Annotated in this window: 12 protein-coding genes; 4 read left to right on the top strand and 8 right to left on the bottom strand. The window is 72.6% G+C overall.

The window, feature by feature from the left end; genetic code table 11:
* Nucleotides 1–2: 2 nt before the first annotated feature.
* From ACFXOA_RS03040 to ACFXOA_RS03025, 4 genes are all read right to left on the bottom strand, one after another.
* A complete protein-coding gene (locus tag ACFXOA_RS03040; protein WP_385021565.1) occupies nt 3–1079 on the bottom strand; it encodes an LLM class flavin-dependent oxidoreductase in 1077 nt (358 codons plus the stop codon).
* A gap of 274 nt (nt 1080–1353) precedes the next feature.
* Nucleotides 1354–3324 (bottom strand): FAD/NAD(P)-binding protein, encoded by a 1971-nt coding sequence (locus tag ACFXOA_RS03035; RefSeq protein WP_385021562.1) that lies wholly within the window; start codon nt 3322–3324, stop codon nt 1354–1356.
* Nucleotides 3321–3545, bottom strand: coding sequence for a hypothetical protein (locus ACFXOA_RS03030; RefSeq protein ID WP_385021559.1), 225 nt, complete (start codon nt 3543–3545; stop codon nt 3321–3323). The genes ACFXOA_RS03035 and ACFXOA_RS03030 overlap by 4 nt, the downstream gene beginning before the upstream one ends.
* Nucleotides 3546–3991: 446 nt before the next feature.
* Complete coding sequence (locus ACFXOA_RS03025; RefSeq protein ID WP_385021556.1) at nt 3992–5200, bottom strand: DUF5685 family protein; 1209 nt, start codon at nt 5198–5200, stop codon at nt 3992–3994.
* 308 nt (nt 5201–5508) lie between these two features.
* Between ACFXOA_RS03025 and ACFXOA_RS03020 the strand changes: the two genes are divergently transcribed.
* Nucleotides 5509–5949: a cell division protein SepF gene (locus ACFXOA_RS03020; RefSeq protein ID WP_385021553.1), complete on the top strand. Its 441-nt coding sequence runs from the start codon at nt 5509–5511 to the stop codon at nt 5947–5949.
* A 21-nt stretch (nt 5950–5970) separates the two neighbouring features.
* Here ACFXOA_RS03020 and ACFXOA_RS03015 read toward each other — a convergent pair whose 3' ends face one another.
* Nucleotides 5971–7206: an acyl-CoA dehydrogenase family protein gene (locus ACFXOA_RS03015; protein ID WP_385021550.1), complete on the bottom strand. Its 1236-nt coding sequence runs from the start codon at nt 7204–7206 to the stop codon at nt 5971–5973.
* An 89-nt stretch (nt 7207–7295) separates the two neighbouring features.
* Nucleotides 7296–9011: an MFS transporter gene (locus tag ACFXOA_RS03010; protein WP_385021547.1), complete on the bottom strand. Its 1716-nt coding sequence runs from the start codon at nt 9009–9011 to the stop codon at nt 7296–7298.
* A 474-nt stretch (nt 9012–9485) separates the two neighbouring features.
* On the opposite strand from ACFXOA_RS03010, the gene ACFXOA_RS03005 reads away from it, so the two are divergent.
* Nucleotides 9486–10526, top strand: a complete 1041-nt coding sequence (locus tag ACFXOA_RS03005; protein ID WP_385021544.1) for a phosphatase PAP2 family protein — start codon at nt 9486–9488, stop codon at nt 10524–10526.
* Nucleotides 10527–10616: 90 nt separating this feature from the next.
* Here the strand turns inward: ACFXOA_RS03005 and ACFXOA_RS03000 are convergent, their stop codons facing one another.
* A complete protein-coding gene (locus tag ACFXOA_RS03000) occupies nt 10617–10832 on the bottom strand; it encodes an I78 family peptidase inhibitor (protein ID WP_385021541.1) in 216 nt (71 codons plus the stop codon).
* 429 nt (nt 10833–11261) lie between these two features.
* Nucleotides 11262–12539: a glycosyltransferase family 4 protein gene (locus ACFXOA_RS02995; protein WP_385021538.1), complete on the bottom strand. Its 1278-nt coding sequence runs from the start codon at nt 12537–12539 to the stop codon at nt 11262–11264.
* A gap of 300 nt (nt 12540–12839) precedes the next feature.
* Here ACFXOA_RS02995 and ACFXOA_RS02990 point away from each other — a divergent pair, with 300 nt between their 5' ends.
* Nucleotides 12840–13622 (top strand): hypothetical protein, encoded by a 783-nt coding sequence (locus tag ACFXOA_RS02990; RefSeq protein ID WP_362548759.1) that lies wholly within the window; start codon nt 12840–12842, stop codon nt 13620–13622.
* A gap of 137 nt (nt 13623–13759) precedes the next feature.
* A complete protein-coding gene (locus tag ACFXOA_RS02985; protein ID WP_385021535.1) occupies nt 13760–14068 on the top strand; it encodes a hypothetical protein in 309 nt (102 codons plus the stop codon).
* Nucleotides 14069–14102: the final 34 nt, after the last annotated feature.

The following is a 14102-nucleotide window of genomic DNA, read 5'->3' as shown; positions in this document are numbered from 1 at the left end:
CTTCACGAGGTCGCTCCTGAGGTCCTGGGGGACGCGTAGCGGCTGGCCGGCCGGCTCAGCCCGAGGTGCTCGCGCAGTGTTCCGCCCGGGTGGAAGGTGCGGAACAGGCTGCGGTGCTGGAGCAGGGCCACGGTGCCGTTGACGATCCGCTCGAGGTCGCGCTCCGGCCTGATGGGCGTGAGGTGGAATCCGTCCACCGCCCCGCCGCGGTGCCAGCCGGTGACGAGTTCGGCGAGGTCGACGGGACCGCCGCGGAAGTAGCTCTCCTGTCCGGAGCGCCGCGGGTATCCGTGGAGCCCTGGTTCCGGTGCCGTCTCGGCGTCCCCCAGATCGACGGTGAGTGCTGCCAGGACCTTCGGGCTGCCGGGAGCGCGGCCGTGGGCGGCTGCTCTGCGCCGCAGGTCCTCGCGGAGCGCGGCGGCCTGTTCGGGGGACGCCGCGCGCACGTGCACCACATCGGCATGGCGGGCGGCCGGCTCCCGGGCGAGGTCGCTCGTGCCGTCGATGACGACGACCGGCCGGCCCTGGGGCGGCCGGGGCACGATGGCCGGGCCGCGCACGGAGAAGGTGCTGCCGCGGAAGTCGACGTGGTGCAGTTTGCCGCGGTCGACGAAGCGGCCGGTGGCGGCGTCCCTGATCTCCGCGTCGTCCTCCCAGCTGTCCCACAGCTGGGCCCCTACGTCCGCGACCTCCCCCGCCTCGTGCCACAGGGACGCGGCGGTCCCGGCGGGCCTCCGGCCGAAGAGCCGGGCCTCGGCCCCGGTGGCCGACACGTCCACGCACCAGCCGGCCCGGCCCTTGCTGACCCAGTCGAGGGTGGCCACGGCGGACGAGACGTGGAAGGGCTCCGTGTAGGTGGTGGTGACCGTCGGCACGAGACCGATCCGCCTGGTGGCCGGAGCGACCCGGGCGAGCACGGCGAGGGCGTCGGGGCCGGGCCTGGCGAAGGAGTCGGCGAGGGTGACGTAGTCGAGTGCGCCCCCTTCGGCGAGGCGGGCGAGCTCCACGTGGGAGCGGGCGTCGTAGCGGGGAGGGCCGCCGATCTCAGCGGCGAGGTGGAGTGCACCGGTTGGGGGCATGGTGGGGCCTCTCGGGTTCGGTCGTGGTCCGGGTCGGGCTGTGAGGGCGCCTCCGGGCGCTGTGAACGGCCCGTCGGAGGTGCTCTGGTGCTCTCCACAGGGCGGGTCGCCGCAGGTCGTTGCGGCGGGAGGGCCGTCGGAGCAGTCGCGGCCGGTGCGCCGGGCTCGCGGACTCCGGGCCCGGTCGCGTCGTCGACGGTGGACCCACGGGGCTGTCCCCGGCCCTCGTCCCCGGAGCCGGCGTCAGAGGCGGCCGTACGGGACGGATGCGCGCTCAGCGGGTGCTCCGGTCACGGCGCGGTCCGGGTCCGGGTCCGGGTCCGGGTCCGGGTCCGGGTCCGGGTCCGGCTTCGGCTTCGGCTTCGGCTTCGGCTTCGGCTTCGGCTTCGGCTTCGGCTTCGGCTTCGGCTTCGGGTAAGCGTCCGTGTTCGTGTTCGCGGAGGAACGTGAGCAGGGCACGGGCCGTGGCGTCGTTCTGCCGGAAGGAGGGCCCGCCCGTACGCGGCCGGGTGAAGGCCGCGCCGGTACGTGCGGTGGTGCCGGGGCCGAGGGCGAATCGGCGCGGGTGGGCGGTGCCGTCGCGGTGCAGGATCCGGCCGTCGGCGGGGTCGACGCGTAGCAGTCCCGTCTCGGTGCCGGCCGCCCCGTCGTCGTGCAGTCCGCGTAGCAGCCGGCTGAGGCTCGTACGCAGCGAAGGCTGCGGCAGCCGCGCCTCGACCAGAGCGCGTGCTTCGGTGTACGCGCCCGGCACGGTGGAGCTGCGTGCGCGGTAGACGCCGTGGACCTCGTCGGTCTCGACCGTCATGTCCGCGCCGAGGAAGCGGACGACCCCCGCCCTCGACAGGGCGAGGAGCTGGCGCAGCCTGAGGCCGGGCGGCCCTGACGCGAGGTGGCTGAAGAAGCCGTGCCAGTGGTCTTCGATGTCGCCGAGCGGCGTCAACTGGCCGTACACGGAGAGCAGTCCGAGGAACACGGCGAGGTCGGGGCTGTGCCGGGGATCGTGCCGGCGTTCGAGGTCGGCGGTGATGTAGGCGCGCATGCCGTCCTGGAGCGACGCGTAGGAGGGGTGGCGCACGCCGTCGAGCGGGGTGTCGAGGGCCTGGAGGTCGAGCCGGTCGGACGGGTCGGGGACGGCCGCGGCGACGAGGGCCGCGAGTTCCGGGCCGGCGGGCGCGGCGGTCGCGTACCTCTCCTCGAAGTCCTCCAGGGCCATGGCCGCCCGCTCGGGATGTGCGGTGAGGAGCCGGTGGTAGTGGGCGTGGCCCAGTTCCTTGGCCACCAGGGGCCAGATGTCGCGCCGGTAGTCCGGAGCCGGGGTGCCGTTACGGACGTTCCGCACCTCGGCGGGACCGAGGTGCCTGGGCAGGGGTGGCGGTTCGCCCTCCCAGGGGTAGCCGATCTTGGAGTGGTACGGGACTCCCCTGCGCGATCCGGTGTACAGGACGGGTTCCTTGCCCGACGGGATGTACACCCCGTCCTCGTGGCGCCCGCCGCGGCCCTCGGTGAGCAGCACCATGAGGTCGATGAAGGCGAGGCCCATGCCTCGCACCAGGACGGGCTCTCCCGCCCGCAGCCGCCCCAGGTCGGCGTCGGCCGTGTAGTCGGGTGGCAGGTGGACGAGGTGGTGGCGTGCGGCGAAGCGGGCCAGTTCCCCCTGCTCGGGGTCCGGCCGGGCGTCCAGGTGACCCAGGGTCAGCACGACGAGGTCGGCTTCGATGGGCTCGGCACGCCCCCGGACGGTGACCCGCTGCCGGCCGTCCCGGGGTCCTCGAACGCGCAGGGCCTGGCCCTGGTGCTCGTGGACGGTGACGCCGGGTGGGAGCGCGGCGCGGGCACGCTCGTACACCCAGCGCAGATAGGCGCCCTGGAGCCGTCTGGTGGGGAAGTCCCTGCCGCTCAGGGCCCGGATCTCCTCCAGCACCCCGGGATCGGCCCGTGCCTCGGTGCGCCCCTCGCGGACGTCCTGTGCCCAGGCGTGCAGCGTGGGCCCGGGGATCACGGGCCCCTCGATCGGAACCGTGTCGTCGGTGTACATGGTGACGTCCTCGGCCATGGAGTTCATCCGGAGCAGCGGGGACTGGTCCTGCCGCCATATCCGGCCGCCGCCGGGCGGATGAGGGTCGACGAGGTGGATGTCGAGCGGCCGGTCGCCGTGGAGCTCGGGGGCGTTGGCGGCGATGCGCTCGATGACGCCCGTGCCGCGGGGGCCGGCCCCGACGATCACGATCGTGTGTGCGGTGTTCACCGTGCGTCCGCCCTGCCGGACTCGTGCCGGTGTGCGAAGTGCGCGTCCCCGCGGAAGGCGCCGCCACGGGCGGCGGGGGCCGGATCTCCCGCGGGGAGGACCGGTACGGCGACTGCGGCCGTCGGCCCGCCCGTCCGGCGTGCGGGGACGATGTCGGGGGCCTGATCGCCCGTGTGCGGGGCGGGGATCGGGAAGGAGGGGATTTCCGGCTGCGCGGACATGCGGGGGCTCCGTGGATGCAGGGATCGGACACGGGGCGCACCTTCGGCGCGAACACAGCGCGGACCGGGCCCCTCAGCGCCGGTCCGTCTCCGAGAAAAGCGTCACCGGGCCCCGTTGTCAACGGCTGTCCGCAGTATGAGCAGTGCGTCCCGGCGTGGTTGACGCACCACCAGATGACTGCTCCACTTGGGCCATGCACGCGCAGCCATGGCTGGTCTCCCGCTCCCACATCGACTTCGGTCGCGTGTGGTCCTGTTCCTGTTGAGCTGACCTCTCGTCCTGGCGTTCCCACCCGCTCGCGTCGCACCGGCGCTCGAGCGGACCTCCTCGCGCCCCTTCGCGTGCACGGCGTCGCACCACCCTCCCCTCGCCCAGCAGATCACCCGCCACGACTCTCCGCGCCGCCCCGGCCGCCCGGAGTGCGGCCGACGAATTCCGGAGGCACTCAGCAGTCGCACCCGCAGTCGCAGCCCTCGCAGCAGCTGCAGCAGTTCCCGCAGCAGTTGCAGCCCTCGCAGCACCCCTCGCACCAGTCGCCGCAGTCGCACTTGTGGCAGAGCCCTTCGCGTTCCTGGCCGCTCCACGGATCGTGGAAGCTGCTGGAACAGCACATCTGGCAGGTGCAGGCGAGTCCCGCCCAGACGAGGCAGCCCGCGATGAGCCCGCGCCGGTTGCGCGGCGGTTCGGGCGGGAGCGGCGGCCCGGGGGGACCGTACGGGCCGCCGGGCGTCGGCGCGTAGGGATTGCCGGGCGGCGGACCGAAGCTGCCCGACGGCTGACCGGCGTGCTGGTGGGAGCACGAGGCGCCGAAGGCCCGGTCCACGGAGCGCCGCAGCTCGTGCACCAGCAGCACGTGCGCCAGCGCGCCGTTCGAGAACTCGGCGTCCCGCAGGGCGAGGCGCACCCCGTGGAGCGCGTCGTCGCACAGCCGGCGCGCCTCGTCGAGTGGTGTGCCGGTGGCGGTGAGCGGGTTCCAGGCACCCGACGCCGCGTCAGCTCCGAGGTCCTCCACGGCGTCCAGGAGGTGCGCGAGCCGGCCGAAGAGCCGGCCCGCCTCGGCAAGGGGCTCGGCGTTGCCCGGCCGGCCTGCGAGTACGGCGGTGTGGGCGAAGGCGGCGGCCGTGGCCGTCTCGGTGGGCTCGGTGACCGTCAGGAGGGAGGTACCCGGGCCGGCGAGGGACTCGATCCCGGTCTGCCGGTCCACCGCGTCGACCAGGACCGCGGTGTCGAATCCGAGCTCGGCCCCGGTGCGCGCCCCGGCCCGGTCCCATCCCGCGGCGACGCGGCGGGCGGCGGCGGCCACCGGGCGCCGCTTCAACACACCGTCGCCGTCCGCCACATGGTCACGGACCTTCGCGGACGCCAGCACCAGCGAGACCGCGGCCGCGAGCCTGGCCCCCTCGCCGCGGGCCACGGGAGCCGTACGCATGGAGCGCAGCGGGCAGGGGCCGGCGGTGCGCCGCCGCACAGCCGTGGGCTCGGCCTGAGCCTCCGTCAGGACCGAGACGATCAGGCCGTCGTAGTTCGTCACGATGCGGGCGAACTGTCCGTGGTCCGCGCGCAGGGCGAGGCAGAGCCCGCAGAGATGAGCCATCCACTCGGCCTTGAGCCCGTCGGACAGCCGATGGGTGCAGGGCCTCACGATTCCGAACACGACGATCCCCCGGGAGCCTTTCATCTGGCGAGCGACGCTCGTGCGTGCGCGCGGCTGCATCGTATCGAGCGAGCCGTTCACCCGTACGCCCTCTATCTCACCCGTACGGGCGGGTGCATCATATTTTCCTTCTGCAAGCCCCCCGATGCGGTATGAAACCTGACGAATCGCCACATGTTCTGCACCAGTAACGTCACGAATCGCCTGCGTCGCGACTATCCCCTTGGCGCTGGATCCGCATCATGGACGACCATAGGGATAGGAAAGAGATGCGGAACACCAACGAACCGCGGTGAGAGGAGGCGTCCATGGGATCGGTGCGCAAGGCGAGTGCCTGGCTGGGCCTCGTGGAGGACAACGACGAGCGGTACTACGACGACGAGTACTCCGAGGAAGCCGAGACCGGCACCGGCCAGCCGTGGGTGACCGACCCCCGGGTCCGCGTGGCCTCGGAGAAGGCGGAGGACAAGGGCCGCCGGATCGCCACCGTCACGCCCGACAGCTTCCGCGACGCGCGTGCCATCGGCGAGCTCTTCCGCGACGGCGTCCCGGTGATCGTCAACCTCACCGCCATGGACCCCACCGACGCCAAGCGCGTCGTGGACTTCGCCGCGGGGCTGACCTTCGGACTGCGCGGTTCGATCGAGCGGGTGGCCACGAGGGTCTTCCTGCTGACCCCGGCCCACACCCAGGTCGTCAACGGCGAAGCCGCCGGCCGGCCCGCCGACGGCTTCTTCAACCAGAGCTGAGCGGGCGCTCGCCGGAACGCCCTACCGGAAGGCGTCCAGGCCGGTGAGCGCCTTGCCCAGGACCAGCTGGTGCATCTCCACGGTGCCTTCGTAGGTGAGCACCGATTCCAGGTTCGTCGCGTGCCGCATGACCGGGTACTCCAGCGAGATCCCGTTGGCACCGAGGACGGTGCGCGAGGTGCGGCAGATCTCGATCGCCTCCCGCACGTTGTTGAGCTTTCCGAAACTGATCTGCTCCGGGCGGATGCTCCCGGCGTCCATCCGCCTTCCGAGGTGGTGGGCGAGCAGGATTCCCTTGTGGAGCTCCAGGGCCATGTCCGCGAGCTTCGCCTGGGTGAGCTGGAACCCGCCGATCGGCCGTCCGAACTGCTCACGGGTCCTCGCGTAGTCCAGGGCCGCCTCGAAGCTCGACCGCGCGGCCCCCATCGCGCCCCAGACGATGCCGTAGCGGGCGTGGCTGAGGCAGCTGAGCGGGCCGCGCAGCCCGGTGACCCCGGGGAGGACGGCGTCGGCGGGCAGACGCACGTCGTCCATGACCAGCTCGCTCGTGACCGATGCCCGCAGCGACCACTTGTGCCTGATCTCCGGGGCGGAGAATCCGGGGCTGTCCGTCGGCACCACGAACCCGCGGACCCCCTGCCCGCCGCCCGCCTCGTCCGTCTGCGCCCATACGACGGCGACACCGGCGACCGAACCGTTGGTGATCCACATCTTCCGGCCGGTGAGGACCCAGTCGTCCCCGTCCCGCCGTGCGTACGTCCGCATCCCCGCCGGATCCGATCCGTGGTCGGGTTCGGTGAGACCGAAGCAGCCGATCGTCTCACCGGCCGCCATGCCCGGCAGCCATCGCCGCTTCTGCTCCTCGGACCCGAACCGGTGGATGGCGTACATGGCGAGCGAGCCCTGCACGGAGACCAGCGAACGGATGCCCGAGTCGGCCGCCTCCAGTTCCAGGCAGGCCAGTCCGTACTGGACGGCGCTCGCCCCGGCGCAGCCGTACCCGTCGAGGGACATGCCGAGAGCGCCCAGCGAGCCGAGTTCGCGGGCGAGCTCCCGGATGCCGGGGAGCTCGCCGTTCTCGTACCACTCGGCGATGTGCGGGAGGACGCGGTCGGTGGCCCAGGTGCGCACGGTGTCACGGATCGCGAGGTCCTCGGGGGCGAGGAGGTCGTCGATGCCGAGAGGATCGGCCGGCTCGAAGGGCTGCCGCTTCGGCGCCGCCGGGGCGGGCTGCTTCGCGGACTCGGTGGTGGACATGGGTGCCTCCGGCGGCTCGCACGGTACGGAAACGCGCCACGGTACTAAAACTAGCAGTGGTAGTTACGGCGCCGTGCCGACGTTACGGCTCAGCGTGCGGCCCGTCCAGAGCCGGTCGCCTCGGCGGGCTCGCGGCGGGCCGGCAGGGGCACCCTGTGCTCCGGCGCCCCCGCCCGGGGCCGCGCCTCGCCCGTCTCACGCCGCGAGGTCCCGTCCCGCCCGCCGGCCTGGCCCGGCAGGGCCGCACAGCCCTCGTCGGCCGGACGGCAGTCCATGAGGCGCGGGAGCCGGAGCGCGGCCAGCGCCCCGAGCAGCAGCAGCGCCGCGCTCACCAGGAGCGTGACGTGCAGCCCGTGGACGAAGGCGTGCCGTGCGGTGCTCCGCAGCAGCTCACCGAGGGGGCCGCCCAGCTGCCCGGCCACCTGGTAGGCCTCGCCCAGCGAGTGCGAGGCGGCCGCCCCCGCCCCGGCGGGCACCCCCTCGTCGCGGAGCCGGGAGAGCCCCGGGGCGTAGGCGGCGTTCATGACGCTGCCGAGCAGCGCGATGCCCATTCCGGCACCCAGCTGGTACGACGTCTCGCCGATCGCCGCGGCGCCGCCGGCCCGCTCGGCGGGGACCTCGCTCAGCATCGACTCGTACGCGCCGAACAGGGTGGACTGCAGACCGAAGCCCAGCAGTACGAAGCCCGCGGTCAGCAGGACCGGCCGGTCGTGCTGACCCATCGAAGTCAGCAGGAGCACCGAGGCCGCGGTGAGCACGAAGCCCCACCCGACCATCCGGCGCGGACCGACGCGGCCGAGGGTGCGGGAGCCGGTCGCCCCTGCCGCCATCGCGGCGAAGGTGAGCGGGAGCAGGCGCAGGCCCGTCTCCAGCGGGCTCAGGCCGAGGACGAGCTGGAGGTACTGCACCGCGATCAGTTCGAGGCCGACCAGCGCCAGCATGGCGAGGACGATGCAGCCGACGGCGGTGCTGAAGGCAGGCCTGGAGAACATCGCGATGTCGATCAGTGGATGCGTGCGGCGCTTCTGCCGGCGCACGAACAGCACGACGAGGGCGGCGCCCACGAGCAGCGGCACGAGGGTGGCAGGGGTCAGCACCCCCTCTCCACCGCCGATCCGCTTGACGCCGAGGACGGTGCCGAGCACACCGGCCGCCGCCATCAGGGCGCCGAGCACGTCCCAGGGACCTTCGCGCTCCCCGCGCGACTCGGGCAGCAGCAGGCGTCCGACCGGGAGGATCAGCGCCATGAGGGGGATGTTGATCAGGAAGACCGAGCCCCACCAGTAGTGCTCGACGAGGAAGCCGCCGATGACCGGCCCGGTCGCCGCACCCACCGCGGCCACCGCCGTCCAGACTCCGACGGCCATGGCCCGCTCGCGGCGGTCGGGGAAGACCTGGCGGAGTATCGACAGTGTGGCGGGCATGATCATCGCCCCGCCGACGCCCAGCAGCGCCCGTGCCGCGATGAGCACCCCGGGCGAGCCCGCCGTCGCGGCGAGCGCGGAGGCGAGACCGAAGAGCGCGTATCCGATCAGGAGCACCCTCCGTCTGCCGACCCGGTCACCCAGCGTGCCGAAGAGGATCAGCAGCGAGGCGCAGACCAGCGGATAGGCGTCCACGATCCAGAGAAGCCCGACGGCGCTCGGCCGCAGGTCCTCGGTGACGGCTGGTACGGCGACGTGCAGCACGGTCGCGTCGAGCGCGACGAGCAGCAGGCTGAGACAGAGGACGACCAGGACGACCCACCGGTTGGCACCGCCGGCCGCCGCGCGCAGCCTGCCCACGGCCGTGGTCGTCCCGGTCATACGCGTACCTCCCACTGATGTGTCCCTCGCGCTCGGCAGGCCAGCGGGGGGCCGGCTGACGGTGCCCCCGGGCCCGGCATCGACGGGCGAGTGAGCCGTCAGCGTACGCGAGTCCCCTGTGGTCACGCGTGGTGCAGCTCATACGTTCACCAGCCACCAGGTGTGTCGTACACCACTTCACCCTCCGTGTACACGGAGACACCGGGACCGCCGCGCGGTACGCCGTACGCCCCCGCACCGCCGAATGGCCTCCCGCCCGCACCCGGGCGGCCGGGACACGGTCACTCGACAGCCATTCCGTCGACGCTCAAACATTTCTGCGAATAACAACACGAGCGAATAGAGGGAGGGCGCCGGACATTCCCCCGGGCGCCACGAATGGATACCGGTCTGAGACAAAGTCCACATCACATCGTCATCACAAAGACGCGGGATCGGCCGGATCACACACTCACTCGCTGTAACGTCCATTGTGTGCGTACCGACATCTTTGCCCGTCTGGACCGGGAGCCGGAACCGCCGAAGATAGAGACCCCGCGGATGAGCCGTCACCGCATCGCTCTCTTCGGCGGGACCTTGGCGTTCTATCTCGCCATCGTCGTCGCCGTGCTGGTCTCGTCCTGGCTGGTGGCCCTCGACTGGAAGGTCATGCTGTTCCGGCCGTATCAGCAGTGGCCCGGACTCCACGCCTTCCTCGACTACTACGTCGTGCTCGGCCAGCGCGGCCCCACGGCCGTGATGGTCGCCTCCTGGCTGGGCTGGCGCTCCTGGCGCCAGCACACCCTGCGGCCCCTGCTCACCCTGGGCACCGCGCTGCTGCTGCTCAACGTGTCGGTCGGCGCGGTCAAGTACGGGCTCGGGCGGCTGGGGCCTCATTACGCCACCCAGATCGGTTCGGCCGAGCTCTTCGCCGGCGGCGATATATTTCCCTCCGGCCACACCGCGAACGCGGTGGTGACCTGGGGCATCCTCGCCTATCTGGCCACCACGCCACGCGCCAGGCGCTACCTGTCGGCAGTCTCGGCCTTCGTCTCCCTGGGCGTGGGGCTCACCACCGTGTACATCGGCACCCACTGGCTGAGCGACGTGCTGCTGGGCTGGGCCGCCGGTCTGCTGATCCTGCTGGCCCTCCCCTGGTTCGAGCCGCTGGTCACACGGGCGGAGACCCTGATCCTCGCGTTCCGCGAGCAGTGGAGGGCCCGCCGGGACGCACGGACCTCGGCACCGGCCGCTCCGGCGGCCCCGGAACCGGTCCTCCTCCCGCAGGCGCTGAGCGGCGGAGCGGCCGCCGAGGGGGCGGAGGAGCCGGCCGGCCGTGCACCGGTGCCGGATCCGGCCGCCGCGCCGGGCCATCCCGGAGCCGGACGGGCCCGGGCGCACCAGGTGCACCCCGCGCGCCCGGAGCGGACCTCGCAGGCGCCCGCGGGATCACGACGGCCGCCGCACGCGGACCGTACGCCGAGGAGTGCGACGGCACAGACGAGACCGGTGGCGGGCGGGTCGGTCACCGGCTGACCGGCCCCCGCCCGGAACGGCTCCCTTCCGGAATGCGAGGAGACCCCCACGAATGTTCGTGGGGGTCTCCTCGCATTCCGGAAGGGGCTGTCAGCCGACCCAGCAGCGGGTGACCGTCGATGCCTCGACCTCGAAGTTGATGCGCCCGCCGCGGTACTCCATGGTGATGACGGTGCCCGGCGGAAGGGCACGGACGGTGCTCCAGCCACGCGCTCTGGCCTGCCGGTCCGCGGTCTCGGCGTCGAGGCCGACGTACGACTCGGGGCTGTCGTCGGGCTGGGCGGGAGGGGTGGGTACGGATGCCATACCTCTCACCGTAGGCCGCCCGGCGCCGGAGCGGTAGCCGTGACGCCCGGGGCCCGGCGTGCCCCTCCGTATCCGGAGGGTCACGCTTGTGTCACAGGATCCCCACACCTGTTCCCGGCCGGACGCCTCACCCGAACAGGCAGTCGGTCACCGCGTATTCACCATTGCTCCACCGGCCGCGAATAGACCCCCGGGATCCCGTTCAGGGAATTGACGACGATGGCGGACAGCGCGGCCGGCCCATTTTCCGGCGACCGTAAAAGGAGAATACGCGGGCCCGTCATCGCGAATTAACCCCGCCTTATGCGCCTCTTATGTTTTCGGCCGCCGGGCGGCCGCACGCGGGTCCGGGCGGGCGCCGCGAGCCGCAGCACCATGCGGAATGACATGGTCCGCGGCGCGCGGCCCGGCTGATCCCGCCGCCGGGGCTCAGGCCGGCTGCCTGCGGATCACCCCGGACGCCTTGTCACGCAGCGCGTACGCCGCGTCCAGGACGCCGCTCCTGGAACGGTGGAACGCCCCTCGCAGCCCGCGCCCCGGGCCTCCCCCGCCCCGCGCGGCCAGCTCGCCGAAGAGCCTCTCGTGGCGTTCCGCGATGGGTGCCGGGTCGAAGCGCGCGGCGGACTCCAGCGCGGCGTGGCCCATCCGGCGCCGCAGCGCGTCGTCGTCCACGAGACCGAGCAGGGCCTCGGCGAAGGCCTTGGTGTCGCCCGGCGGCACGAGCCTGCCGTCCGTGCCGTCGTGGATGATCTCGGCGGGGCCGTGCGGGCAGTCCGTGGCCACGACCGGCACCCCGCAGCGCATCGCCTCCACGATGGTCATGCCGAACGACTCCCGGTCGGACGTGACGGCGGCGATCGAGCTCCTGGGCCACTCGGCCTCCATGGGATCGACCGCTCCCATGAACACGACCCGTTCCCTGAGGCCGAGCCCGTCGGCGAGCGTCCGGAGGGCCGCGCCCTCGTCACCGGACGCGTCCCCCGCGCCGTAGATGCGCAGCCGCCACCCGGGGCGCACCGCCGCCACTTCGGCAAAGGCACGGATCAGCAGGTCGTAGCGTTTGACCCGGTGGAGCCTGCCCGCGGCCACGATCCACCGCGCCTCTCCGTCGGCGGGCGGGCCGTCGGGCTCCGGCACGCCGTTGGGGATGGCCTCGATCCGCACACCCGGAAGCCCGAGCCTGTTCCGGTAGTCGCGGGCGTCGGCCTCCGTGACGGTGGTGACGGCGTCGAGCAGGCCGTACCGGTGGGCGATCTCCCTGCGGAGGCGGTAGCCGTGGCTCTCCAGGGCGAGGTGCTCCTGCCCGACGCGCACCGGGCCGCGCGGCGCCTGCCGGCTGATGTGGACGTTGAGGCCGGGCCGCGTGCCGACGACGACATCGGCTTCCGACGCCCTCAGGTGCCGTGCGATGCGCCGGTCGGTGAGTTCGCTGTACTGCCGGTACCTGGTGTCGCCCCTCGGGAACACCGATGCCGGGACGGCGCGTCCGGCCGCCGATCCCTCGTATCCCGCGCTCCCCTTGCGCAGGTCGACGAGGTGGCTCATCCGCACGCCCTCGGGCTCCCCGAGCCTCGGCACGTCGCGGTGGCGGAAGACGGACACGATCTCGACGTCGTGCTGCTCGGCCAGGGTCCGGGCGAGGGTGAAGGTGCTGCGGATCGTTCCCCCGATGCCGTACGCGTTGTGGAGAAGAAAGGAAATGTGCATTGCGTGGCCGTTTCCCCTGTTCGACTGGTCCGCGTCGGACCTTACGTGCCGTCAGAAGGGGCCACAGGCTTCGCACGACAGTCGTACAGGGCTGTGACAATTCGAACGAACGCCCGCGTCCTGGAGGGCGGTGCGCGGAATATCTGACTCCGGATCGCTGCGGCGCTCGGCCGACGCATCGGCACGCCGAGTCCGGTACTCAATCTCCCGATTCGCGCGTGACCCGGGGCCCCGGTCTTCCGTTGTCTCTTCATGAGCCGGGAATCGCCCGGCCGACGCACCGAGTCCGAGGAGCCACCCGTGCCGCGCATGCTCGACGTCAGCGAGGACGTACGCGCCGAGATCGGCGATGCCGAAGCCGACCGGCTGCTCGTCGGCGACAGTGCACCAGGCAGTTACGACTGCACCTCCTGCCGCACTCCCGGCGACTCCGACCAGGAGCGCACCAGCACGGTGCTCTTCGTGGGCGAGGAAACCGCCGTACTCGCCTTCGCCCACGCGACCTGCATCCCCTCTCAGGTCGTCCAGGTCGCGGAGGACCAGCTCCAGGGGGCCGTGCGGTCCATCACCGGCAGCGAGCCACAGAATCCGGAGGGTCTCATGCCCGAACAGGCCGTCCTCGGCATCACCAGCGGTCTCGTCCTGATCGAGGACGACCTCCGCCCCGCCCTGGTGGTCGAACCCACCGGCCCGATCGCACGGCCCGGCACGGACGGCAGCGGCGGCGACCAGTTCCTCCAGCTGCTGCTGGAGCAGGGCTTCCTGCCCACCCCCCACCTGAACCGGCTGCCCGGTGTCCTTCCCGGCTGGTCCGTCCTCCTCGCCATGGGTCAGCTGCACGCCGTGCTGCAGCCCGGTGCGGGCGGCGGCAACCCCGTCGCCTGGTGGCAGGCCCACCAGCCGCTCCAGGTCACCGAGGGGTGGCGCACGGCGGCGAACAAGGCGCAGAGCGTGCTGGTCTTCGCCGCTCCCGCGGGCTCCATCGGCCAGCAGCCGCGTGAGGACCTCCTCCGCGACGCGCTGGACAAGGCGGCCGTCAACGGCCTCCTGGTCGCCGCGACGATGCCGCTGGCCGGGACCTGAGCATGTCCGTCATGCCCTCCGCCGCCCGTCCCGCAGCGATTTCTCCGTCTCGCCCGCATCCGACGGGCGGTGAGGTCGTTGGCACCTACGTGCACTCATACGACCCTCCTCGCCAGCAGCAGACCCCGATTCCCGCCATGCGTCCCTCGCAGGACCCGTCGGGCGGGAAGTCCCCCACCCCGATCTACGACGCGCTGTACTCCGAGTACAGGCGGTCGTTCCGGGCGCTTCCCGGGGATCGCACGGGTGAGGAGAACCTCGGCTTCAGAACGTTCGGCATCGGGATGTTCGGCAGCCGCACGCCGCTGGGGAGCCGGTCGGCGGCGAACGGCCAGGGAAGCAGCAGCACGGGTGGCGCCAACCCGGGGTCCTGGCAGCGTGTGGGGCGGCACGCCGGCGGACGCGCCAAGCCGGCGGCGCTGCCGCCCGGGTCCACGGACGCCTGACGGTACGGCGAAGCCCCGGACCCCGCAGCAGCGG

Origin of the sequence: Streptomyces sp. NPDC059166 (assembly GCF_042755185.1) — a bacterium.
Lineage (GTDB): Bacteria > Actinomycetota > Actinomycetes > Streptomycetales > Streptomycetaceae > Streptomyces.
Note: the sequence above shows the minus strand (reverse complement) of the source record. Positions and strands in the feature narration are given on the sequence as shown.